We start from the raw sequence: 25,106 nt of genomic DNA, 5'->3' as shown, positions 1-25,106 counted from the left end.
ACGGGATGAGCTGAAAAAAGCCCATGGTTCCACCCGAATTGCATTCCAAACAGAACGCCACTCTTTGCCGGCTGTAACGGGCCGTGCCCGGCGGGGGTTCTCCCCCGCGCTCTGCGGTGGTAATGCGCTCATGTCCAGCAAGATCGCTTACAGCGCTTGGCGATCCTCTCTTGTGCGGCGTGTGCGCGCATGTTGTCCGCATCAACGCTTTTGCGGGATGTTGCCCTTATCTTACAGCAGTTTTTTTAAGAAGTCAAGTCTTTGTCCGCGACTGGGCAACAGCTTTTCAAAAAAAGCCCAATTCCCCTTACAGGTTTTGTGAAAGCTTTGTAACAATTTCTTGACAAGGTGTTGGGCAGGCTTTACAATAGAAAGCATGATTTAATGTAATTTTAGGGCAAATGGTACGCTGTTTGCCTTTTTGACCGATTTTTCGCATAGATTTTGACTTGTAAACGGCATTTTGCCCTGCAAATTACTTTTATTCATACCTGAAGACTGTCTTTCGAGCAACTTCCACACATGGTGTGGAGGTGTATTGTTTGTGCGCTTCAGGGCAAGAATTGAATTGAATAGGAGTGACTGAACATGCCAGTATGGGCGACCATCGCGATCGCTGTCGTGCTGAGCGCGGTTGTGGGATCCCTGTCATTTTTCGCGGGAATTGCCCATCGCCGTAAAATTGCAGAGGCTAAAATCGGCAGTGCCGAAGAAGAAGCCAAGCGTCTTGTCAACGACGCCATGAAAACAGCACAGCAAAAGCGTAAAGAAGCGCTTGTAGAGGCCAAAGATGCCGCGCTTCAAATGAAAACAGAAGCCGATAAGGAAATCAAAGAACGCCGCAATGAATTGACCAGACAGGAACGCCGCCTTGACCAAAAAGAAGAGGCGTTGGACCGAAAAGTGGCCAATATGGAGCAAAAAGAAGAAGAATTGCAAAAGCGCACTGAATTGGCAGAGGCCAAATTGGCTGAAGTAGAACAGATTCGCACACGCGAACTGGAGCGCTTGGAAACCATTGCTGGACTTTCCAGTGAAGATGCCAAACATCTTTTGCTCTCAAATCTGGATCAGGAACTGACCCACGAAAAGGCCATGCACATTGCCGCTTATGAGGCACAGACCAAGGACGAGGCAGATGCTATCGCCCGTGAATTGATTAGTCAGGCGGTTGCCCGCTGCGCTGCGGACCATTCAAGTGAAGCTACCGTTTCTGTGGTTCCCTTGCCCAGCGACGAAATGAAAGGGCGTATCATTGGCCGTGAAGGCCGTAACATTCGGGCTTTGGAAAATGCCACTGGTGTTGACTTGATTATCGATGATACCCCGGAAGCCATTACATTGTCCAGCTTTGACCCTGTGCGGCGTGAAATTGCCCGTATGACGTTGGAGCGTCTGATAAGTGATGGGCGCATTCATCCTGCGCGCATCGAAGAAACCGTGGACAAATGTCGTCGTGAATTAGAGTTGACTATGAAACGCGAAGGCGAAAAAGCGGTAATGGATGCAGGCCTGCATGGACTCCATCCGGACGTTGTAAAGCTATTGGGTCGTCTTCGTTTCCGGACCAGTTATGGACAGAATGTACTGAATCACTCATTGGAAGTTTCTTATTTGTCTGGCATTATGGCCGCAGAACTTGGTTTGAACGTAACACAAGCCAAACGCGCCGGCTTATTGCATGATATTGGAAAGGCTTTGGACCACGAAATCGAAGGAAGCCACATCAGCATTGGCGTCGACATTGCTAAAAAATATAAGGAAAATGCTGCGGTTGTGCATGCAATCGAGGCACACCATGGCGATGTAGAACCGAAAACTCCATTGGCTTTCTTAGTCATGGCGGCTGACGCAATTAGTGCGGCACGTCCTGGTGCTCGCCGCGAAAATCTGGAAAGCTATATTAAACGTTTGGAGACACTGGAAGAAATCTGCAACAGCTTCGAGGGAGTTGAACGGAGTTTCGCCATTCAAGCGGGCCGTGAAGTTCGCATCATGGTCAAACCGGAAGCAATTTCAGACGATCAGTTGGTGCTTTTGGCTCATAGCATTTCCCGCAAAATTGAGGATGATTTGGATTATCCTGGTCAAATCAAAGTCAATGTGATCCGTGAATCACGGGCAATTGAGTACGCAAAATAATGGTTGAAAGGCCATGCCAAGAAAATTTCTTAGCATGGCCTTTTTTCATTGGAAAGGATTGTATTTCTCCCACTTTTTGGTTATACTATAACAACACGCTATAAATGCGACAAAAATCCAATAAGGAGATTGATTTATGAAACGATTCATTGCTGCCATCCTTGCGCTTTCTTTGTGCGTAAGCCTGACTGCCTGCGGGAGCTCTTCTTCCGAAACTGCCGCCAAAGATTATACAACGATTATCATGGAAAGTCGCTCCGACGATTTGAACCAAAGTTATGCAATCACTGCCGGACAAAATGGAGAACAGCCGACTTTAACCTTAAATCCTAATAGCGCGGATGAAGAACAGACGCAGTCCATGATTGAAATGCAGATGACCACTCTTGGTTTTTCCAGTGATGATTTGGCTTCTTTGGGGACCTATGCTTACAGCATTTCTTTAATGAATGTAAAAGCGTATATGGTGGGAATCTTTAAACCTCAGGACGGTAGTGCTGATGCCGTTCGGTCTACTCTGGAGAACTATTTGTCCAACTTGCAGCGCAGTTTTGAAAACTATTTACCTGACCAATATGAAATTGCCAAAAACGGCACGGTAGAGCAGCTCAGTTCCGGTGAAATTGTCATCGTGGTTTGCGAAGACAGCGACTCGGTCTTGAAGAGTATTCAGGATGCATTGAAATAATTTTGGGGGCCTGCGGAAGATTTCCGCAGGCTTTTTTAGGCCCGTTGCACCAGCTCTTCTGTTTATGCTATACTGAATGTATCTCAACGCAACGGAGGAAACGATTTGAAAGCAAGTATCGTGATCCCCAATTTAAATGGAGCTGGTTGGCTTCGGGATTCCATTGAATCCATTTGGGCGCAAACAGAAAAAGATTTTGAATTGATCGTGATTGACAATGGTTCCACAGACGAGAGTCTGGCGATTGCTGAAAGTTATGTGGGACATGATCGATATACCCTTGTAAAAAATGATCACAACACTGGATTTTCTGCCGCAGTAAACGCAGGCATTCGTCTTGCCAAAGGAACTTATGTTGTTCTCTTTAATAATGACGCCTTTGCTGAACCGGATTGGCTAGAACAACTCATTGCTATGGCGGAAACAGACCCGCGTATTTTTGCGGTGCAAAGTTTGATGATCCGGCATTTTGAACGTGACCTTGCAGATGACGCCGGTGACTATGTAACCATTTTAGGTTGGGCTTGTAAACGTGGAGACGGCATGTATTGGCGCCGTTATCAAAAGCCCCAGCGTATTTTTTCTGCCTGTGGCGGTGCCAGTCTCTATCGCAAAAGCATTCTGGATGAGATTGGCCTATTTGATGAACTTTTTTTTGCCTACTTCGAGGACGTGGATATTTCTTGGCGTGCCAACAGTATGGGATACAAAAACATGTACTGCCCCGCTGCGAAATGTTACCATATCTGCGGTGCCACTACAGGAGCAGTACGCTATAATGAATTTAAAAGTGTGCAAAGTGGCCGCAACAGCATTCTTCTGCCTTATAAAAATATGCCTCTGTTCATGTTTATCCTGAACTTTTTGCCTCTAGTGATGGGATATCTTTTAAAAGTTCTTATGTTTGGATTGCGTGGATTTTGGACTCCCTATATCAAAGGCGCACGTGAGGCGTTTCAAGCTATCCCCAAAATTGAAAAGCCGAAATTTCAATTCAAAAATCTTCCCCATTATATCCACATCGAATTTTGGATGATCGGAAATCTTTTTTCCTATGTCGTCTATCGAGTGCGGCGTGCACTGGGCATCAAATAATTTTTTGACACAGTACACAAAAAAGCCTTCTTTTTTTCACAAAAGAGCTTAATTGTTCACGAAAAATTTTCTTGCAAGTGTTGCCCCGTAAGTTATAATGGAAATAGAAGGCCTGTTCTCAGGGATTCGAGAAAGGAAGCGATTGTATGAGTTTTTTGAGCAAAGTGATTGGGATCGGTGCGGCTGCGGCCGTAGCTGCTGTTGCCGTGAAAGTTGCAAAAAAATACGAAGAAAACAAAGAGATGGACTCTTTGCAGCAAGAAGATCTTTCTGCATCCCCTGCTACGGATGCCCAGGAAGAGCCTCAGCCTTATTACGAAGAGCAAGTGGAGACCACGGTTGAACCTTCTGAACCTACGCGAAATGCGGTTTCGGAAATTGTAGAAAATGTGCAGAGAGCCGCCAGCGATGTTTGGAGCGATACCCGCGGAAAGGTGAAAGAAACGGCTGGCAAAATGGGAGTCAACACAGAGGAAGTTGGTTCTGCACTTGGAGAGGCCGGACGCGCTCTTGTTGGCGCCGGAAAGGCGGTTGCCGATGCTGGGGTTGCCGTGGCTTCTAAGGTAGTGGAAAAAGCTCCCGATGTAATGGAAAAGGTAAAGGATCAAGCTGGAGAATTTGTCAATCAAATCAAGGATACGGTTTATGCCGCGGCCTCAGATGAAGAAGATGAGCCAGAAATGGGTGTTGCTCCAAAAGATTTTTCTTCCTTTGAAGACAATCAAGAAACGCAGGAAATGGAATTTCCTGCAGGAGAAGAGCCCCGTGAACCTTTCCCAGAAGACCAGGATGATTTACAAAAATAAAAAAAGAGAGGCGGTTTAAACACCGCCTCTCTTTTTGTTTTTACTGATTCAGAATCGCCATGAACTCATCGCCTGTAATGGTTTCTTTTTCCAACAAATAATGGGCAATTTCATGAAGCTTATCGTTGTTTTCCTTAAGAATATTAATTGCTTTTTCATGGGCCTGACGAATTAATCCGACCACTTCTTTATCAATTTGCGCGCTGGTGGTTTCACTGCATGCCAGAGCGGCATCTCCGCCCAAATATTGGTTGTTCACTGTCTCCAGAGCAGTCATGTCAAAGGTCTCACTCATACCCAGACGTGTAACCATACTGCGAGCCAGCTTGGTAGCCTGCTCAATGTCGTTAGAAGCACCACTGGTGACACTGCCAAAGACCAGTTCTTCTGCGCTTCGGCCACCAGTGAGGGTAGCAATTTTTGCCAAAGCCTCTTCTTTGGACAGCAAAACAGTATCTGTATCGGGGGTCTGCATAGTATATCCCAACGCGCCCGAAGTACGCGGAACAATGGTAATTTTGGTGACCGGCGCCGAATTAGACTGTTTCGCAGCTACCAGAGCGTGTCCTACTTCATGGTATGCAACTACCTCTTTTTCATGCTGCGTCAACACGGCATTCTTACGCTGGTAACCCGCCACAATCACATCGACTGATTCGGTCAAATCGCTTTGAGTTACAATGCGACGGTTTTGTTTGATTGCCCGCAGAGCAGCTTCATTGACCAAGTTTGCCAGCTCTGCACCGGAGCAGCCCGCCGTGGCCTTAGCAATCGCGCTATAATCGATATCGTCGGACATCATTACCTTCTTGGCATGGACTTTCAAAATAGCCTCTCGAGCCTTCAAATCAGGCAATTCTACGGGCACACGACGGTCAAAACGGCCGGGGCGCAGCAACGCCTTATCCAGGGTTTCAGGCCGGTTGGTGGCCGCCAGAATCACAACGCCGGACGAACCGTCAAAGCCATCCATCTCGCTCAGCAACTGGTTCAAAGTCTGCTCACGTTCGTCGTTTCCGCCAATACCGGAACCGTCACGCTTTTTACCGATGGTATCAATCTCATCAATGAACACAATGCATGGTGCCTTCTCCTTGGCCTGCTTAAACAAATCACGCACACGAGCCGCGCCCTGACCTACGAACATTTCCACGAATTCGGAACCGGCAATGGAGAAGAAAGGCACGCCCGCCTCACCCGCTACGGCTTTCGCCAAAAGCGTTTTACCTGTACCCGGAGGGCCTACCAATAATACGCCCTTTGGCATCTTAGCGCCAATAGAATTGTATTTTGCCGGGTTATGCAAAAAGTCCACAATTTCAGCTAAAGCATCTTTTGCTTCTTCATCGCCAGCCACATCCGCAAATGTCTTGCCTGTCTGACTAGCTACATACATTTTCGCGCCGGACTTTCCCATACCAAACATCATGGAATTTCCGCCCATCTTTTTTTGCATATAGCGGGAGAGCAAAATCAAGGGCAACATCAAAAGTAATGTTGGGAACAACCATGTCAACAAAAATGTCATTAAAAAGCTATTCTCTTGTGGCACCACGCGATTAAATTTGATATTGGGATGTTCGCTCAAACGTTCTACCAAATTATCATCTGGCCATACGCCTGTAGAATAATAGACAGAGCGACCGTTTTCATCGGTCGAAGAGAACAAAATCTCCTGTCCTTCCTCGTCCAACTCAACCGCATCTACTTTTCCGTCATCAATCATCTGAAGAAACGTGCTATAATCCACCTGCGTAACTTGTGCATTGTTCACTTTCGGCATTACAAAAACATTCAGCAGCATCATGACAACCAAAGCCACAATTGCATAGTAAAGATATGGACTTCGCTTGGGGATTTTAGGGTCCTGATTCATTTTAATTCACTCCTCATTTCATGGCCATACACTAAATTGGGGCCATGCTATTATTGTAGCGTTTCTTTATGAAAAAAAACAGAGTGATTTGTGAATACAACATGAAAAAACAGGGTATTTTCTGAGAAAAAATGCTATAATAGCTCCATGGAAGGCTCCATATACACTTGAGCCTTGTAAGCACTGGTTCACCCACTAAAAGAAAGCAGGAAGTTGAATGACATCATCTCAAAGGCGTGAGGCCATTATCCTTTCCTTAAAAAATAGTCATGCCCCCATCAGCGCCAGTAAGTTGGCGCGCGAGTTAGGCGTCAGTCGTCAAATTGTAGTCGGCGATGTGGCGTTGCTGCGTGCTGCCGGAACGCCGGTACTGGCCACGCCTAGAGGTTATATGTTACAGACCGCTCCTACGGGAGATCGGGTAACCGTCGCTTGCCGGCACTCACAAGATTCCCTGCTGGATGAGTTGTACACAATTGTGGACTGCGGCTGTGGAATTCTGGATGTGGTGGTGGAACATCCTGTCTATGGTCAATTATCCGGACAATTGCAAATTTTTAGTCGTTACGATGCTGATCTTTTTTGGCAGGCCTTAAAAGAACAGGACGCGCAACCACTGTGCACTCTCACGGGAGATGTTCATTTGCATACGCTCTCCTGTCCCACGCCCGCACAGCGGGAATGCGTGCTAAATGCTTTGCAACAAAAAGGCTACTTATATCAAAAATGAATCTTGTCACGAATTTTTTTGAAAAAAGGGTGGACAAATTTCTCAAATCATGCTATAATAAATTCCGCTGTGGAGGATTAGCTCAGCTGGTTAGAGTGCCTGCATCACACGCAGGAAGTCTGGGGTTCGAGTCCCTAATTCTCCACCATCATAAATCCGAACCGAAACGGTTCGGATTTATTTTTTTATAAATTACAAGCAACAAAAGGCTCAAATAAATTTGTATCTTGATATTTTCTTTGGTTACAACAAAAAAACCGTTGCGTACTACCGCAACGGTTTTTTAATTTTCAGCCAAGCGCATAAAGCACAATTCCGCCAATAATCAATACCAGAGCCACCACTTTTTTCAAATTCAGTTTTTCTTGAAAAATCGTCACTCCAAATAATGTGATATAGAAATACGCCGTGGTTTCCAAAACAGGGCCCAAAGAAACCGGCATCCCTTTATAGGCAAGAACGCCTAAAAGCGTAGTTCCAAAAAAAATCGCGTAAGCAAAAATCACCAACGGATTCAAATATTCCTGCCACACACTCGCATACTTTTTCATGGAAGCTTTTTTTAGCATAACCTGACTAATCGAAGAGAGAAATACCCCCAGTAGTGAAATTAATGCATAAGGCAAAACAGACGAAAAGTCATTCATTGGACTTCGCCTCCTTTTGCTCCGAGAAGGCATACAGTATTATACCTGCCACGATCACTACAGCACCTATACATTTCTGTAAAGTGATTTCTTCCCCGAATAGCATTGCGCCCCAAAACATTCCCCAGACCACGGTGACCGCCTTATTGGCATAAGCGGCCGTAAGAGACATGCGCTTAATGACCTGCTGCCAAAGAATCGCATAAATTCCAAGGATCACAATGACAAGTCCATAAAACAAAAAGAAGCGAAAAGACAAAAAGGATTGCTGTCCTGCCAGTTTTGAACACACAGGCGATAAACTAAATAAAAGCATCAACCCATGTAAAAGCAGATATGTTTTAATATTACTTGCCTTACTCACGCAAGTCCTCCTCGCCAATAATAAAAATAGTTTTACCTCATACGCATGGTTGCAAGATTCTACCTTACCAAGGATAAATCCATATCACAAAAACAACCAAACATTTGTTGAAGCATTTGCAAAAGTGTCGCTCCACACACAACTCAAAACAACCAATCCCACAACGGACCACAAAATTGTCTGAATTGGATGAGTCGTTATGCACTGTGCCACTCTTTTCCATTGAATTTTAAACGCCAACAAGCCATACATGCACACATATGCCGGAAAAAAGAATCTTACTTCGGGAGCACCCGGAATAATTGCCAAACATGGGAAAATAATGACCCACCAAAGAGAAGTATCTTCAAAAAATGAAGCAATCAAAATCTTTGTTTTTCTCTTTCCCGCCTGATTTTCATAAATACAGCGATATTTTTGTAATAAATCAACCCCACCAATTGCAGTAAATACCATCAAAATATAATTAAATACAGAAACATGAATCTTAAATTGGTGAAGATTTGAAATGTAACACTCTCCGTATACAGGATTCAAAAGATTAGCTAGATGCCGAAAATAAATTCCTATCACTTCCAATGGATAAGTAAAAAACAAACGGATGTATTCCCAAAGAGTTCCCTCATAATTTCCGATAGATTTGATAATCTGTAGGCCCACGTCATCATAGAAATATATATTCGGAATATTCCCAAAGTCGTTAGGAGTTAAAAGCGTTTCATACCGATCAACGGTCAACCCGTTGAACAATTGAAAAGAAAAAAGGCCCGCTGAAAACATATCGGTCGTGTCAACACCCCAAAGAGACCATGTACCTGTATACCGATGATTGATCCATATCTGAGGAGCCGCCAATAAAAACCATCCTGCCACAATACATACCAATCGTATTACATTTTTTCCAGCTCCTAAACGCCCCTCTTTCAAAAAGCGCAAGCATATCAAACAGGCAAAGACGATTACAGCAAAAAGATAAATGGTTCGAGTATTATACGCCGCATAAAGAAAAACACCTATTAGAATCGATGCAGGAATCTCACTCCACCACACCCGATGATCATTGTAGAGCCACTTAAAAAGTGCACATGCGACCAGTGTAAATCCCAGCGAATAAAAATCAGACAATGGATACACTAACAAACCACGCCAAAAAAACAAAACCAAAAATAGCGGAATCCATCTTTTTAAAAAATCCCACGAATTTTTTTCGCGCCAGTCCATTAAATAAGGAAACACAATGGTTAAAATAAAACTAACGGACACCGCAACCAAACAAATAAATCCAAGAGAATCCGATATCCCCAGCCAATGGCTAAATACCCGTGATAAAAACAAATACAAAGGAAAAACATACCCACGAAAGTCCGATGGATAGGCAGCCAAACTCAAATTCCCCTGTTCATCCGCAAAACCATATGACAAAGCCCAATAATGGGCACTATCATAAACATACGTGTCCGGATAAAAAAGGGAAACATATATAAATGAAATCAAAACACCGCCTAGAAAGGCAATTCCAGCGGGGGGAATACGATACTTTTGTCGTTTCTCAATTTGGGACATTTACCTGCTTTCCCTCCACATCATCTGCTATCTTTTCTGTTTGGGATTCCGTCGAAATGTTCTCCCTCTCGATATTCGTCCGATATTTTTCTTCCACGATGTACACAGGACGATTACGGCTGGCATCAAAGGTACGCCACAGATATCCGCCCAAAAGGCCCAGTGTCATCATGATCACACCGAAACTAAACAACTGGAAAATAAATAACGTTGTCCATCCAGATACACCGATTTTTCCAAGAAGTTTAAAAATAGCTACTATGACTGCCCACAAAAGAGCCCCTGCAAACGACAAAGCTCCTACTGTCGTTACAATTGTGATAGGCAAGTTGGAAAAGCTAAACAAGGTATCCGCTACTAGGCGAACCTTCTTTTTCAAAGTCCACCGACTCTTTCCAATTTCCCTTGCTCGACGAACATAATATACTGTGTCCGTCTTGAAACCACTCCACAAAATTTGCCCGGTGATGGCACTGTTGCGTTCGTCCATACGCTCCAGAACTTCAATAACCTTGCGATCCACCAAAAAAGTGTCAAAACCACCTTTGGGCATCTGCGGAAGAGCGGTTTTTCTTACCAGCCAATAATAAAGCCCTGCAAATAACTTTTGTCCAAAACTTTCCTGTCTGTCCTGCCTTACCGCAAGGACTACATTGCTTCCCTTTCTCCAGCGCTCATACATCTCGAGCACCATTTCCGTAGGTTCTTGTAAATCCGCCGCCTTCACGACAGCACAATCTCCTGTCGCATGTGATAAACCGCATAGAATAGCCGCGTGACTTCCAAAATTACGGGACAGTTTTATCGGTTTTATACGTGAATCCTGCTGAGCAAGCTGCTGCAAAACCGTCCAGCTTTCATCTTTCGAACCATCATCCACCATGACAGCCTCACACTCAAACGGAGCCACATCAAAAACCTTTTCTTTGATATCCTTATAAAGAGGCACCAAATTGTCCTGATTAAAATAGACGGGAACCACAATGGAAAGCTTAGGCATTTTAATTTACTTCCTTTACAAACACATCATAATCACGAATATACTCGGCAGGATCATAATGTTCACTGGCCAGTACCAACAAAACGGAATCCGGAGAGAAATCGTACATGTCCTTCCAGACCATCCTGGGAAGATAAATTCCCGTATGTGGACGATTTAAACTAAAAATCGCCTCATTTCCCTTTCCGTCCTTCACTTTTACCTTACTCTGCCCCGCAACATTGATTAAGACAAACTGCGTGCGCCGATTTGCATGTTGCCCACGCACGACATCCGCATCAGATCCATAAATATAAAAAATGCGTTTAATCTCAAAAGGAACATCCTGCATTCCTTCAACAATTACCAAATGTCCACGCTCGTCCCCGCGCTGCGGAAATTCCAACATTCTAACTTGGCTTATCTCGTGCACGTCCAGTCCTCCTTCGTCATTCCATACCAATTTAAATCTCTCCTTTTTCCAGCGATGGAGATTTGGCTACGAGAGCATCCCTCATAGTGGAAACCTACTTTTTCATAAAAATGACAGGCATGAACATTCTCCGTTAATACGTTTAAATAAACCTTTTCTAAACGGTAATCTTCAAATGCAATACGTAAAATTTCTTTTGTTGCATATCGGGCAGCTCCCGTACCGTGCGCACACTTTCGAAAACTGATTGCATACTCTGCAGTCTTATCTTTTTGATCAATATGCTTTAAACTAATCGTGCCAAGATATTCATCTTCTTCATTCACACACGCCAAATGAAGGTTCTCTTCTTGCGCCTGTGCGTTGGAGACAAAATCCTGAACCGTCTCCAAACTTACTTGCTCGGCATCAAAGCGAAAAAAACAATTGACCGAAGGATCTTTCATCCATTCATAAATGAAGGGAACATCCTTCTGTTGCAAATTGCGCAATCGCATACGTATCTTGCCCTTTCTATTTTTTATATTCGACCTTAAATAATCTCTGCTTTACTTTGACACCGCGTAGTTGTTTATATATTCAATCACATAACTTTGCTCTTCCTCTGTCATTCCATTGTACATAGGAAGGCTCAATACTTCATTGGCATACTGTTCCGCAATGGGGAAGTCACCCTTTTTTAAGCCAAGATAAGCATATGCCTGACTCAAATGTGGGGGAATTGGATAATGAATAATGGTTCCAATTCCGTGCTCCTTCAGATAAGCTGCCAGCGCATCGCGATGTCCAGGTACATGGACTACGTATTGATGCCATGTAGAGTCCGCTCCCGGACGAATTTTTGGAGCATGAACAAGTGGATTTGTGATTTCCGCATCATAACGCGCAGCAATCTTGCACCGCTCTGCGTTAAATTCATCCAAGTGTTTCAGCTTGACACGAAGAAGCCCCGCCTGCAGCTCATCCAAACGACTGTTGGTTCCCACAACCTCATTTTGATAACGCACACGGCTTCCATAATTTCGGAACACACGGAACTTGTCCGCTATTTCCTCATTATCCGTCACAATACAGCCCGCATCTCCAAACGCGCCGCATCCTTTGCTGGGATAAAAACTAAAACAGCCAATATCACCAAACGTACCAACTGTTTTTCCATGCCAATGGTTTCCATGGCTTTGAGCGCAGTCTTCCACTACACGAAGATTATGCTTGTGCGCAATTTCCATAATGCGGGTCATATCACAGGACTGTCCATACAGATGTACAGCAAGAATTCCACGTGTTTTTTCTGTGATAGCCGCTTCAATTTTTTCTGCATCGATATTGTCATATTCATCCGGCTCTACAAAAACCGGTGTAGCCCCGTTCATGGAAATTCCCATTACACAGGCAATATAAGCATTGGCGCAAACGATCACCTCATCGCCGGCACCAATACCCAAAATACGGAAACTCATCCACAATGCATCTAATCCGCTTGCAACGCCTACACAGTATTGCGAACCTATATAAGCAGCCCACTCTTTCTCAAATGCGGAAACTTCTTTGCCTAAAATATACCACCCGCTGCGAAGAACCTCTATTGCTTTCTGCTCATATTCTTGCGCATGTAACTGAAACTGACGTCCCAGATTATTCGGCATAATATCCAAGTGAATCCCCTCGATTATACAAAAATATATTTATAGCTATACCAGCATATCATGTTTTAATCTTTGGTTCAAGACCAACGCCATCTAAATTCTTTTTTTAAAACGCCAGCTCCAGCCTACCAGAATCAACCAAGCAATCCCGCCCACTGCACTGCACAACATTCCTGCTTTTATCCCAGGGGTATCATAAATCAAAGCCACCGTATGCGTTCCCTGTGAAAGTTCCAAAGCACAGAACCCTTTGTCTGCAATCAGAATATCAGCGGGCTCTCCATCCACAACGGCAGTCCATCCAGGCTCATAAAAAACAGGAATCAGTAAAATTGCAGGTTGCTGAGTCTCTACACTACCTTCAATTCTTCCTCCCATGGCCGGATTTTTCAATACCACTCCTTCGTTCGAGTAGCCTTTTCCATCTGTCGCCAATACTTGTACATTCTCCACTTGAACGGATTCTGCACTCTGCAGGCATAAAGTCACCTGCACCGTATCCGTAGGCAATGCCACTGTCACCGTTTGCTGCTCATTTTCGCCAAGAGACACGGTTTTATTAGACCAATAGAATGTGTCATAACCGTTTCCGATATCGATCGCAACTGTCAAAACGGACGATTGCTTGCTTTTCACGTCAAAAGATAACCAGGATCTACGGTCTTTTTTGGCAAGCTGCTGCTCATCAAAGTTCAACGTCAAACCATTGGATAAATCATACGCATTCAATGACTGCTCTGTTCCCATAATAGGCAATATCTCATAAGTACCATCCGCCGCCTGTGAAGCCCACTCAGTGACTGCAATATTCTGAATCGCATCCACCGATTTTAGCTCATTGGGCGTCTCCATGGGAACATTCTCTGCTTCCTGGTTCAAAGAAGTACCGAATGCAAGTGCCGCCTGACGTTCCACACTGGTCATGGAATCAAGTGTCTGCTCTGTATACCATGAGTAAAACAACAATCCAGCAGTATTGACTGATTCATTTAAATACATATACCCTGGAGCAAAGGAACCGTATTTATTATCATTGTAATCATATATCAGCTTCCAGCCCTGCTCCCTTGAAGGATAATTGGAAAATACATACTGAATTCCCAAAAGATCCGCAATCGTATCATCCATTGGACGGCCAAATACACCAATGCTGTAATATCCTGAAGTCTTACTTATTCCATCCCCAAAGGTTTCGCGGAAAGCCTGAAGATTCTTGTTGACAATACTGTTGTAAAAGCTCGTTCCTCGAAAACGTTGTGCCATAGAATTGTCATATACAGAAAAGTTTCCCCAGCCAGTAAAATTATTTTCCATTCGTATAAATGCAGAAGGATTCTCCGCATTTAATTGCTCCATATAATCCGCCGTCTGCGTATTATATCCATCTTTATATACCTGAGAAGAAACTGCATTCCGACTGATATACAAACCGGCTACGCTCTCGTTCACAACGCCAATTCCTACAATTCCAAACAAAGCACATTGAATCAAGCGCTTTTGCTGTATCCGCTCCTTCGATAGCAGAAACACCCCCACGAGCGCACCTATGATTGCCAAATAATCAACCGCGAGAGCCACCGAAAGCAGTCTTCGCTCAGACCAATTACTAAGCATAACGGCTACACAAACACCGCCTATTGTGACCAATGCAGCACCCTTTGAGAAAAAATGTTTTTGCCAAGCTGCCGCTAATACATACGCAATAATAAACGCGAACGCGGGAAGGAAGACAAATACATACCGCGCTGTATATTCTACAAAAGCATTAAAAACGATACCTGTCACAGGCACGACAAAAGAAAGCGCGGCGAACAACAACGCAGCCAAAGTAACCGACCTAGTCCTACCGCGTTCACCCTTCCAAATTGCGGCAACATATTGAGGCAGACATACACATAATAATGCTGAAAAATACAAATGGGGCGAGTTAAAATGAGTTCTATCCCCCTGCCACCGATTCATCGTCCCTTCTGCTTGCTCCGAAAACCAACGAAGGAAAAAAGTTTTCAACCAAGAAAGCGAATGCGGCTGCAACATCTTTCCGAGCCAGCTCTCGCCTGTATCAGAAATCCGAGTGGATACCGTCAGCATTTGATATACTGTGGGAATTAAGATCCCACCAGCCAACAAAACTCCAATGACAACGCTCGCCAGCAACGGAGCAAACCAGGAAACGACCCTTGCCAAGGAAATCTTTGGTGCGCGCTGAAAAAATCGCAAAATCGCATAGCATCCAGCGGCCAAAAGCGTCATATAGCAAAAATATACGCTCCAAACTCCAAGTACGCATACACAGACTGCCAGTACTGGAATCACCTTTCGGCAATCCCAACTTTTTTCAATCAGGTATAAAATCAGAGCCATAAAGACAGGCGCCGTCGCAAACATATAGTGCTGCCCTATACCGCCTACCATAAATGCCGAAAATGCATATATCCAGCTTGCAACAACGCGGGAGTATCTGGGTAATTGAAAGCATGACAAGAACAAATGACAGGCCAATCCTGCACAAATCACTTTCAAAATTTGTACCCAGATAAGAGCCGCCGGTACTGTATCCGCCCCCAATAGCATCCCAACCGCATACAGCACAATTGCAAATGGATCAAAAATCACCATTTGCATTGAGAGAATATTTGCCCCCATGCCACTGGTCATATCCATCAAAGAAAAATCGCCCAGTCTAAGTTTGTGCACAATCATCTGGTAAACAGGAAGATACGACTGAAATGTATCGTTGTTCGCATCTAAAAACGCATAATAGTAATCGCCCGTCCAAAAAGGGACATAGAGTACCATACACGTTCCAAGTAACAAAAACAACAAAAGCAAATATTCTTTTTGCCGGGTCATCCTTGTGCTCTGCACCGGTTCATTCTCCTCTTCACTTTTTTAGCAGGTTTTTGAAAAAGGCCGGTCCTTTCAAACTCAATGATTTCTTTGCCAAAATCACAAAAGAATGCAATTGTTCCACAGAAGCCTTTTGCAAATTCGGTTTCTGTGGCCCCACTTTATCAGCAAGTTTGTTCCATCCCATCGCCGAATCATAGAACAGTCTCCCCAAAAAGCCCAAACACCTGTTGACCACAAGCTGCAAAAGATTCAAAAACATCCGAATCATATTGAACAAAATGCGAATTGGGGCCATTACCTTCCAAGAATTGGACTGGCTGATTTCCAGAGCACTCTGACGAAGAGCCGCCTCATGATCTTTGAGCTCATTTTGTTTCTTCATATTTTTTTCGGCCATTTCCGGCGTCCAAACAACTCGGTGCAAATCTTGCGCAGTCAGGGTAATTTGATAATTTTTAAAGTTCTCATAAACAATTTTACGATGGTAATTGATAAACGCGTCGCGTTTTTCTTTTTGCTGCATATCAGCGGGGATTTTATAAATGCTGGTCACTTTCTGAGTTGTTACAAACTTCGTATGGCAATAGTAGCGAACCCAGAGATCCCAATCGTGCAAGCCATCCAAACGCAAATCCAATCCGCCGTATTTTTCAAACAATTCCCTTTTAAAAATAGGGGCCTGAATGGGGAACAGATTATCCGTGCAGATTTCAAATGCTTCAATACTTTTCTGCGTAAAATTACGTTTTACAACATAAGTAAAATCCGTATGATCTTCGTTGTTGTAAATCGTCTTGGCTTCGATAGAGCCTGCTACCACCAAACCGGCATCCGGGTTTTCTTCAGCCAAGCAGGCCAACACTTCTAAATGCTCTGCAAAGAAATAGTCATCGTCATCCAAAAAGCACAGATAATCTCCGGTTGCAGCGCGCAAGCCGATATTTCCCGCCTCACACTGACCAACACTTTTACCTGCCGGAATATAGCGAAGATCCAACCATTTTTTTGCATTTTCGGCAGTTTCCTTCGCCATAGGTACATCGCCATCTTCCACGACGATAACCTCAAAGTTTTTGTATGTCTGATAACGCAAGCTCTCCAATGTCAAAGCCAGCACTTTCGGACGACGATAGGTACGAACGACCACCGAAATTCTGGGACCATTTTTTGGAAGGTGATTTTTATAAAATGCTCCTTCACGTGCAAATTCGTAATCAAACCCCATAAATGTAGGCGTAAAATTCGAATGCTCCACATAGTCCTTATAGAATTTGCGGTACATTGGCATATTCGAGTGAATTTTCTTGAGCTGACGATCAATAAGCTCTGGTACGCCTGGTACCTTCGCCCAATGTGGGCGCATTTCCTCAAATAACTCATGCCACTCTTGGATATCCTTATGAGTGCCGTATTTCGCACGCACAATCAAATTAGCCGTAATGGAACCTGCAACTTGGTGCGGTTTAATCTCGCCAGCCTCTTTATAAACATAGTGATAGGTAATGGCCGCCGGAACATATTTAATCTTATAGCCATGCAGGCGAATTCGCCAACTGAGCTCAACATCTTCCGCATACATGAAGATGGTCTCATCGAATCCACCTACTTCTTCCAAAACACTTCTGCGCACAATGAAAGTTGCTCCGCTGGCCCAAGAGACTTCCATGGTAACGGGGAAATAATACTTAGGGTGTTCATACGGGAACTGGCGGATTTCAAACGCGCCCCATTCCGAAGAACTGACTTTGATTTCCGCTTCCAATTTTGTCAGAGCGTCCGGGAAAATTTCTGTATCAACATTGAAAAAGAATACATAATCTCCATGGCCAGCGCGAGCGGCTGCATTGCTTGCAGTTCCAAATCCCTTATTTTCGGATTGGGGCAAAATTTCAAATGCACCAAACAATGAGCCGTACTTTTCTTTCAACTTCTCCAAATGCGCGACGGTATCATCTTGTGAGGCGTTGTCAGCAAAATATAGACTTACTTGTTTTTTGTCGTAATCCAAATTTGCCAAGGCCTTTACGCATCCATCAAGCCACTTGGACGAATTGTACGTAGCGAAGCAAAAATCAAACGTCATGAAACTCTCTCCTAATATTTAATGTTTTTACATTTCAAATTTTTTTCAACAGAATGTGAAGCGCCGTTTTTACCGGGTGATTGCGCATACTGTCGTTTAGGCGCAAGATTTCTTTTTCCAATTGTTCAATGTGTTCCCGATCACACTTGCTTTTCTGCTCCAAAGACTGCTTTTGCTGAGACTGAACTGTAAGTTTTTCTTGTAAAACGGCTATCGTTTTCTCCTGTTCCATATTCCGTTCTATCCAGTATTTCTCTTTCTGATAAGCCGAAAATTGCCGGCACTCCCCTTCAATTTCAATCCATGCCAATCCCACAATCTCTTGGTGCAATTTGATGAGATACTGTGAATCAAGCGTCTCAAAAACATCCCAATTCTCCTGCCGAATTGCCCCAAGAGCACTTACGGTCTCAGACACTCCATTTACTTTTACTCTCAAATTGCGACAGATACGCCAAAAATTACAATCGGGATCAAAGCGAAGCGATTTTACATTTTCACTAAATTGGGGCAATTGAAATCTAACAAAAAATTTCTCTTCATGTGTAATATAGACTCGTTGGCGCAAACAATGTTGTTCATCAAATCCGTTACCGACATCATAGTAGAGTACTGCATCCATAAAGCTGCTTGCTGGGATTAGAGAAAAAATATCTTCCCGCTGTTTCTCCTTCTCAAACATACGTTGAGTATACCCATACAATGTTTCCAATTTTTGTCTGGATTCGGAAGTCTGCATTAAGTTATAAAGGAGTTGATAAGCATAGAGATGTTTCGCTGGCGAATGTTCTCTTTCCAAAAGAACACGCGCGTAAGCATACTCCAAAAGAATATCACCGTCAATTTGATACTTTTGGCATTCGGGAAAAATTTTTAAAAACTCTTCGGCACAATTAAAATCCACATATTCACCGAGTGTTAAATACTGTTCAATAAAATTTCGGTAATGCTTTTCGGCAGCATCTCCACTGGTATTCTGCTCGTTTTTCCGAACACGAAAACAAGACAACATTTCAGGATAAATCCAAATCTCCGCATGATGGCAAAGACGCACCCATTGTATAAAATCTGGAATGCCTGATAGCCCATTTGTGAAAAGCCCATACTGCAAATAGGCATCTTTCCGAATCAAAACGCTTGGATGACATAGGCAGTTTCCCTTATCAAAAAAGAAACGGAGCCACTCGAAACGAGAACGATTCTCCTGTTGAAACATGCTATAGTAAACATGTTTTTCATCCTCTAGCGGCTTTCCCTCTTCATCAATCACCTGAACTTGTGTAAAGCAGGCCGCTACATCCGGATGAGCGTCCAAAAAGGCCACCTGTTTTTCCAGCTTGTCCGGCATCCATCGATCATCACAATGAGCGATTGCAACATATTTTGCCGTCATGGACGACAAAACATCTTGATAATATCCACAGCCCGTATTTTCCTCTAACAGAATCTTTTTTATCCTTGGGTCATCATAACTTCTAATAACATCCTGACTGCCATCGGTAGACCCATCGTCCACAATGGTCAAAACAAAATCTCGATAACTCTGCTGCAAAATACTATCGATGCTTTCTCTCAAAAAATCCACATGATTGTAGGAGCTTAAAAACACATCTACTTTTGGAAGTCTATCACTTACCATTTACTCTTCATTCCCTTGATCGTATTCAGCCTTTAAAAGGGAGAAAATACATTGATCATGAAATTTTCCACCTTTATAAACCCTTTGACGGATAATTCCTTCTTGAAAAAAGCCAAGATTTTCTAACAACCTACGAGATTTTTCATTTTCACAAAGAACCTCCGCATGAATCACATTCATTCCCAGTTCTCTAAAAGAATAATCAATCAAACTTGAAACTGCATCCAACGTGTCGCCGCGCTTTCTATGTTGCAAACAACGGTCCATTTTGTAATAAATACCTGCACTACGATTTTTCCAATCGATTTCGTACAGTCCAACTAGACCCACGGCGTTTCCACCTATATCAACTACACATCGCAACTCTTTTCTATCACTCAAGGATTGAAACCATTTTTCTTGCATCTCTTCTGAAACAGGAAAATGCCATCCTTCTGTCATGGATTCTATCCAAGGGTCATTTATCATATCTCTCAACAAAGAAAGATCTCGGCGTTCGACCGCGCGCAGACGCACGATTTTTCCTATTATTTCCATGAAAGCACCTCATTCAATCGCTCCGCTAAATACATCATATCGAATTGCGTATATCGCTGATCCACCGGCAAAGGCAAAATACTCCGACTCAACTGCTCACCGTTTCTATCTAGATTCGGCCACAAAATTGGAATGTAAATTTTTGACTCCAACAACTTGCTTCGAACGTATTGTGCCTGCTCTTCACGAAGCCGTAATGGATACATAAAAGGAACCCCTACAATCCGCCTTTTCAGTAAATTGACATCGTCAAAGGACGAAGCCAAAACCCGGAAATTCTCCTGACGACGAGCTGCCACTGCAGTATAATCCACCGCGCATAATAAATTACGTGTCAAAAGCGACATTTCTGCCAAAGGTTCCTGCTGTAATTGCACCTCACCGCGCTGAAAATCCTTATACCAAGCATTTGCGCCATTCTCCCAGCGTCCCACCAGGTGGTCCATCAATGAGCCAACGCTCATAGGAACCAAATCCTCTTTGTATGGAATATCTGTGTACAAATAGGAACCATCCGGTACGCCGAACCATTTACGACAGGAATATAATGTATCTACACCGGGCAAGGGCCGCTGAAAAAAGGCTTGCACATTATCCACGATAATATGTTCAGCCTTTGCTTTTATTCTCTTCAAAGAATCATAATCGAAGCTTGAATAATAGTTGACCACATAAAGAACTGCTTGTTTAGAAAAATCCTTCTCTAATATGGGCTGAAAATTTTCATCCACCGTATAAAACTGAATCTCCAAATTCGTCTTCTCTGTTACAGCCGTAAACACTGATTTGCACAAAAAGTCCGGGAAATAAATGGTTTTATAATGACGTTTTTTTAGCAACCACAAAAGTGCATTTGTTGCCGTATTAAACCGCAAAGCACCTTTGTGATATTCCTCACCAGTGAAGTGCTCCAGCTCCATATATCCGCCGATTTCTCTCATTTGCACCGTCCTCATACAAACTCGTAATGATCCATCATTTCCTGAATGTTTTCCACGCTGTTGAACATCATGACATCGATAATCGAGAGTCCCGGCTCAAACGGGCCACCTTTTTGTGGATATTCATCCAGAATCATTTTCTGAAATTTGATCTCAATACCTGCATCCGTATACTTCTGGCGGTCATAAAAAGCCGCGCCACCCGGAGCGTTCCAATATTCCGTGATCCCTGGCAGTGCCAAAGAAACGTTTAATGCCCATTCATCCGGAGCGGTTGGTTTTTTATACTGCAAATTCATTTGAGAAAAAACTTCTATCGGGGTGTCTATGTTCAAATAAGCACACACCTTTTTGGTGGCGCGTATGTTAAAATCCGCCAAATGCGTACATGGGACAGAAAAGATATCTTCCAACAACTCTTGCACCGAACAAAAGTAGGGAGCTCTTCGATAATAGCGCAACTGGTTAAGCAGATTTATTTGCCACTTTTTCTCATTGTCGATTTCAATTTCATAAATCGGGCTCTTGCTGCCGTGCTTCTTCACCGGGACGAAAATATATTGCCACCCATTCTGTGCATTCAGAATACGATTCCTGGTCATCCAACTTTTATCCGTATACTGAACCACATCATCAATGATATATCGATCCACATGCCGAATCAGTGCAAAATGCCCGATATAAGGAAAAAAATATGGCTGATGCATTCCTAATCTCATAAAAGTACCTCTTTCGGCAAAACTTTACCGGCACGCTTTGATGCCCTTTACAATCTCATCCACCTGTTCTAAACGCAACCCGTTGTAAATAGGCAAACAAAGCACCTGTTCGCCTACCTTCCGTGTGACGGGCAACGCATCCTTCGCATGGGCTTCCCTGTAGCAGCCGAAATCCGGAACGATTGGCCAAAAATAGCGGCGTGTGAAAATACCTTTTTGTTTCAGCTTCTCATAAATTCCATCACGGCTTATCCCGAACTTTTCCTGATCAACCAAAATCGGCATATACGCAAAATTATACTGAATTTCGGACTGCCGATCCGGTTCAAAGAAACGAATACCAGGAAGGTCACTCAATCTCTCGCGATACCGCATTGTAATCTTTCGGCGTTCTTCAATCAAATCATCCATATAAGGCAGATTACACAGGCCCATGGCCGCCTGGAACTCATTCATCTTGGCGTTTCCGCCGATGTAATCCACCCGCTCCTCACCCTCGATACCGAAATTTTTATAGGCATTAAAAACGCGCGTATAACCTTCGTCCTTGTAAACCAGTGCGCCGCCCTCTATGGTATGGAACAGCTTTGTAGCATGAAAACTCAAAATGGAAACATCACCGCTTGCGCACAAACTTTTACCCTTTACACGAACACCAAAGGTATGTGCAGCATCATAAATCACTTTTAAGCCATGCCGCTCGGCAATTTCCGCAATTTTTTCCACATTACAAGGATGCCCATATACATGTACCGGTAATATAGCAGTAGTTTTTTCTGTAATCAGAGATTCAATCTGTGTTTCATCCATCGTCAGATCATTCTCTTTGATATCGCAAAACACCGGATTAATGTCGTTTAATGTCAGCGAGTGAGTGGTAGAGGCAAATGTAAATGGAGTGGTAATAACCTCGCCTGAAATGCCCAACCCTTTTAGTGCGATCTCCAATGCCTGATGTCCATTCACCGTAAGATTCACATTCGGCACGGCTAAATATTCACAAAGCTTCTGACCCAACTCCTGAACCAACGGACCATTATTCGTCAGATAGTCATTTGTCCAAATTTGATCAACCAAAGAATCAAATACTTTTCGATCCGGAAGAAATGGACGTGTAACGTAAATTTTATCCTTCATTTCTCTAACATCCTCGATCCACAGTCTTCAAAATACATAGTCTTATTAATTATAGCACAAAGGAGCCAATAAGTCATTAAAAAGCGAAAAAAGGGGCGCACAAAATGTGCGCCCCTTTTTTATTAATCAATATGATTCTACTTTAGTACCGGGATAATAATGGAGCAAAATCCATTCCCAGCTTCTTCCTTGCTGCGCATATCCATATGCACCCCATTGGCTCATTCCTACGCCGTGGCCATTGCCATAAGTAGTAAACGTCCAAGTACCGTCTCCATTGTACCTCATAGTGAAGTTTGGAGAAAACAGACCCCAACAGTTGTCGTAGAACTTTCCTCCAGTCGTCACATTGCCCATCACGGTGATGGATGTAACATAACCTGTACTACTACGCATCGGGTTGGTCAACCAGTTTTCATAATCCGTACGTCCGTTTGTGGAACCGGGATAGATTTTTTCAATATTAGTCTTCATCTGAGCCAAACCAATTGTTGAGGTAAATCCTTGAGATTTTACCGTTCCTTGACTTGCCGTAGAATGCGTTGCATTTGCATCGCCAGGACTGTCAACTCCTTCAATTAGATAGGGTACAGCCGTTCCCCACATATTCAGCGCACTATTGGTTTTAGTGCTGTTGCTGGCACCGTAGAGGGTATTTGCTACTGTTCCATTGTAGGTTACAATTTTGTCTTTTACCTCAGCACAAGCATTTTTTATAGCCTGCGTCGGTGTTCTTAACCCTACCGTAGGCGGATTATCGCTTATACTCATCTGATAAAGCAACCAACTGTGTGCTGCTACTGCCTGCGCCTTCCAGACTTCTGCATTATTGAACCCACCTACTTCATTCTGAACAATTTGCGGCAAAAGATTTTCAATGCTATCTGTTACGTTTCTCTTGCTAACTTGATCATACACCGTAATGATTTGAACTGGATCTACCGGATCCGGAATGGTTCCGCCTCCACCGTTTTTGTTGTGTACCAAGGTGGGATAATCTTTGTAAACACGATTTAAATCCACTGCGGTACGAATACCGTCTACATAAGGCTTCATGTCCGGATTTGTATTACCATCACTACAATACTGCCACATGCCAACTTCAAAGCCAAGGTTATAGGTCGTAGATGGGTTGACATCCGGATTTGGCACCATTGGATAACGGGCATACCAGAAATCATATCCCTCATTCACCAAGCCTTTTACATCAAATTGGCTCATGAAAGAATGATATGTATAAAATCCAGGATAGTAACCGTTTTGATCCAACACCACCATACCAGTACGAACAATATTGGTTCGCTCGGCGTAGGTAGTTCCTTCACAAACCAGCGTATTTTCATAATCAATGTATACCGGATAGTCAAACTTAATTCCAGAAGCATTCAGCCTCTTCATCTCTGCGGAATTTAAGAAAAAGTTTACCTGCGCCACCATCTCATCCGTGGACTTTGCAAGCGAATAAATATACACGCCAACATTCAATCCGGCAGCCTTTGCATTTCTTACATTGGTTTCAAAATAAGGATCAATATACGATGTTCTAGAATTCTCATAGCATCCTACCGCACGAATAATCGCAAAGCTCACACCGCTGGCAGCCACTTTATTCCAATCGATTTCTCCTTGATGTTTGGAAACGTCAATGCCGTAAACACCATTCAAAACCACTTTCGGTATTTCCACTTGTTGGTCGTAAGATACAATATAGCCCTTCCCGCCTGTAGTATCTTTAACCATCAGCGTTCCGGCCGCAATGACTGTACCTCTTTCAAAGCTTTTAGTGTTCGATGTTTGCCAGGTTTTTCCGCCGTCAAAAGAGTAACCCGCACAGGGACTTCCGGGAAAAGATGCATTAATAGTCACGTTGGATGTCGAAGTATTGACTTCCGTAACAGTTACCGAATCAATAACCGGCGGTCGCACAATTTCTCCATTTGATAAGAAATAGTATTCCTTTCCATCCTTTACCAACCAGCCTTCTTTATCCGGCACAAACAAAACACCAGTTATCGAGTCGAAATAGTATAAATGTTCGCCTGCCATATGATAGCCTAAAGCAATACGATAAATAGTACTTATATCCTGGTAATAAGTCTTTCCATCGCTCGTCTGGTAGAAACCATTTACTACCTGGCTGCAGTCTGTTCCAAACACCGCACGGCCCGAATCTACTTCGACCACTTCATCCTGGGCCAGCTCTCCATTTTGATCCGCCTTTGCCCAGT

At 43.5% G+C, this 25,106-nt stretch carries 21 protein-coding genes and 1 tRNA gene; 6 read left to right on the top strand and 16 right to left on the bottom strand.

Annotated elements, in window-relative coordinates:
• Positions 1-588 precede the first annotated feature (588 nt).
• The 4 genes from rny (at position 589) to AB5H98_RS06255 (ending at position 4,731) form a co-directional block, all read left to right on the top strand.
• Positions 589-2,142 carry a ribonuclease Y gene (gene rny, locus AB5H98_RS06270; protein WP_367925062.1) on the top strand — a complete coding sequence of 518 codons (1,554 nt, stop codon included), beginning with the start codon at positions 589-591 and terminating at the stop codon, positions 2,140-2,142.
• 136 nt (positions 2,143-2,278) lie between these two features.
• Positions 2,279-2,830 (top strand): DUF4358 domain-containing protein, encoded by a 552-nt coding sequence (locus AB5H98_RS06265; RefSeq protein ID WP_367925061.1) that lies wholly within the window; start codon positions 2,279-2,281, stop codon positions 2,828-2,830.
• Positions 2,831-2,935: 105 nt separating this feature from the next.
• Positions 2,936-3,925: a glycosyltransferase family 2 protein gene (locus tag AB5H98_RS06260; RefSeq protein ID WP_367925060.1), complete on the top strand. Its 990-nt coding sequence runs from the start codon at positions 2,936-2,938 to the stop codon at positions 3,923-3,925.
• Between the two features lie 146 nt (positions 3,926-4,071).
• On the top strand, positions 4,072-4,731 hold the full coding sequence (locus AB5H98_RS06255; RefSeq protein WP_367925059.1) for a hypothetical protein: 660 nt from the start codon (positions 4,072-4,074) through the stop codon (positions 4,729-4,731).
• 40 nt (positions 4,732-4,771) lie between these two features.
• Here the strand turns inward: AB5H98_RS06255 and ftsH are convergent, their stop codons facing one another.
• The gene (gene ftsH, locus AB5H98_RS06250) at positions 4,772-6,607 is read right to left on the bottom strand and encodes an ATP-dependent zinc metalloprotease FtsH (protein ID WP_367925058.1); all 1,836 of its coding nucleotides are present in this window, start codon (positions 6,605-6,607) and stop codon (positions 4,772-4,774) included.
• 217 nt (positions 6,608-6,824) lie between these two features.
• On the opposite strand from ftsH, the gene AB5H98_RS06245 reads away from it, so the two are divergent.
• Positions 6,825-7,337: a transcription repressor NadR gene (locus tag AB5H98_RS06245; RefSeq protein WP_367925057.1), complete on the top strand. Its 513-nt coding sequence runs from the start codon at positions 6,825-6,827 to the stop codon at positions 7,335-7,337.
• A gap of 71 nt (positions 7,338-7,408) precedes the next feature.
• Positions 7,409-7,485: transfer RNA gene (locus tag AB5H98_RS06240), tRNA-Val, on the top strand.
• Positions 7,486-7,627: 142 nt separating this feature from the next.
• Here AB5H98_RS06240 and AB5H98_RS06235 read toward each other — a convergent pair.
• The 15 genes from AB5H98_RS06235 to AB5H98_RS06165 form a co-directional block, all read right to left on the bottom strand.
• Positions 7,628-7,984 carry a multidrug ABC transporter gene (locus AB5H98_RS06235; RefSeq protein WP_367925056.1) on the bottom strand — a complete coding sequence of 119 codons (357 nt, stop codon included), beginning with the start codon at positions 7,982-7,984 and terminating at the stop codon, positions 7,628-7,630.
• Complete coding sequence (locus tag AB5H98_RS06230; protein WP_367925055.1) at positions 7,977-8,348, bottom strand: EamA family transporter; 372 nt, start codon at positions 8,346-8,348, stop codon at positions 7,977-7,979. The genes AB5H98_RS06235 and AB5H98_RS06230 overlap by 8 nt, the downstream gene beginning before the upstream one ends.
• A gap of 84 nt (positions 8,349-8,432) precedes the next feature.
• A complete protein-coding gene (locus AB5H98_RS06225) occupies positions 8,433-9,911 on the bottom strand; it encodes a hypothetical protein (RefSeq protein ID WP_367925054.1) in 1,479 nt (492 codons plus the stop codon).
• On the bottom strand, positions 9,898-10,911 hold the full coding sequence (locus AB5H98_RS06220; RefSeq protein ID WP_367925053.1) for a glycosyltransferase family 2 protein: 1,014 nt from the start codon (positions 10,909-10,911) through the stop codon (positions 9,898-9,900). Before AB5H98_RS06220 ends, AB5H98_RS06225 begins: the two co-directional genes overlap by 14 nt.
• Position 10,912: 1 nt before the next feature.
• On the bottom strand, positions 10,913-11,323 hold the full coding sequence (locus AB5H98_RS06215) for an FdtA/QdtA family cupin domain-containing protein (protein WP_367925052.1): 411 nt from the start codon (positions 11,321-11,323) through the stop codon (positions 10,913-10,915).
• Entirely contained in the window at positions 11,311-11,820 is a 510-nt protein-coding gene (locus AB5H98_RS06210; RefSeq protein ID WP_367925051.1) for a GNAT family N-acetyltransferase, read from the bottom strand. Before AB5H98_RS06210 ends, AB5H98_RS06215 begins: the two co-directional genes overlap by 13 nt.
• A gap of 51 nt (positions 11,821-11,871) precedes the next feature.
• Positions 11,872-12,969: a DegT/DnrJ/EryC1/StrS family aminotransferase gene (locus tag AB5H98_RS06205; RefSeq protein ID WP_367925050.1), complete on the bottom strand. Its 1,098-nt coding sequence runs from the start codon at positions 12,967-12,969 to the stop codon at positions 11,872-11,874.
• Positions 12,970-13,062: 93 nt separating this feature from the next.
• Positions 13,063-15,837, bottom strand: a complete 2,775-nt coding sequence (locus tag AB5H98_RS06200; protein WP_367925049.1) for a YfhO family protein — start codon at positions 15,835-15,837, stop codon at positions 13,063-13,065.
• Positions 15,838-15,853: 16 nt separating this feature from the next.
• Entirely contained in the window at positions 15,854-17,905 is a 2,052-nt protein-coding gene (locus AB5H98_RS06195; protein WP_367925048.1) for a glycosyltransferase, read from the bottom strand.
• 34 nt (positions 17,906-17,939) lie between these two features.
• The gene (locus AB5H98_RS06190) at positions 17,940-19,544 is read right to left on the bottom strand and encodes a glycosyltransferase (RefSeq protein WP_367925047.1); all 1,605 of its coding nucleotides are present in this window, start codon (positions 19,542-19,544) and stop codon (positions 17,940-17,942) included.
• Positions 19,545-20,081 (bottom strand): GNAT family N-acetyltransferase, encoded by a 537-nt coding sequence (locus AB5H98_RS06185; RefSeq protein WP_367925046.1) that lies wholly within the window; start codon positions 20,079-20,081, stop codon positions 19,545-19,547.
• A complete protein-coding gene (locus tag AB5H98_RS06180) occupies positions 20,072-21,022 on the bottom strand; it encodes a hypothetical protein (protein WP_367925045.1) in 951 nt (316 codons plus the stop codon). Before AB5H98_RS06180 ends, AB5H98_RS06185 begins: the two co-directional genes overlap by 10 nt.
• A gap of 11 nt (positions 21,023-21,033) precedes the next feature.
• Positions 21,034-21,741 carry a WbqC family protein gene (locus AB5H98_RS06175; protein ID WP_367925044.1) on the bottom strand — a complete coding sequence of 236 codons (708 nt, stop codon included), beginning with the start codon at positions 21,739-21,741 and terminating at the stop codon, positions 21,034-21,036.
• A gap of 24 nt (positions 21,742-21,765) precedes the next feature.
• The gene (locus AB5H98_RS06170; protein WP_367925043.1) at positions 21,766-22,878 is read right to left on the bottom strand and encodes a DegT/DnrJ/EryC1/StrS family aminotransferase; all 1,113 of its coding nucleotides are present in this window, start codon (positions 22,876-22,878) and stop codon (positions 21,766-21,768) included.
• Positions 22,879-23,004: 126 nt separating this feature from the next.
• The coding region (locus tag AB5H98_RS06165) for a SpoIID/LytB domain-containing protein (protein WP_367925042.1) at positions 23,005-25,106 on the bottom strand (2,102 nt) is incomplete at its 5' end.

Source organism: uncultured Ruthenibacterium sp., from assembly GCF_963558415.1.
GTDB lineage: Bacteria > Bacillota > Clostridia > Oscillospirales > Ruminococcaceae > Ruthenibacterium.
This window is presented reverse-complemented; position numbering and strand designations above follow the sequence as displayed.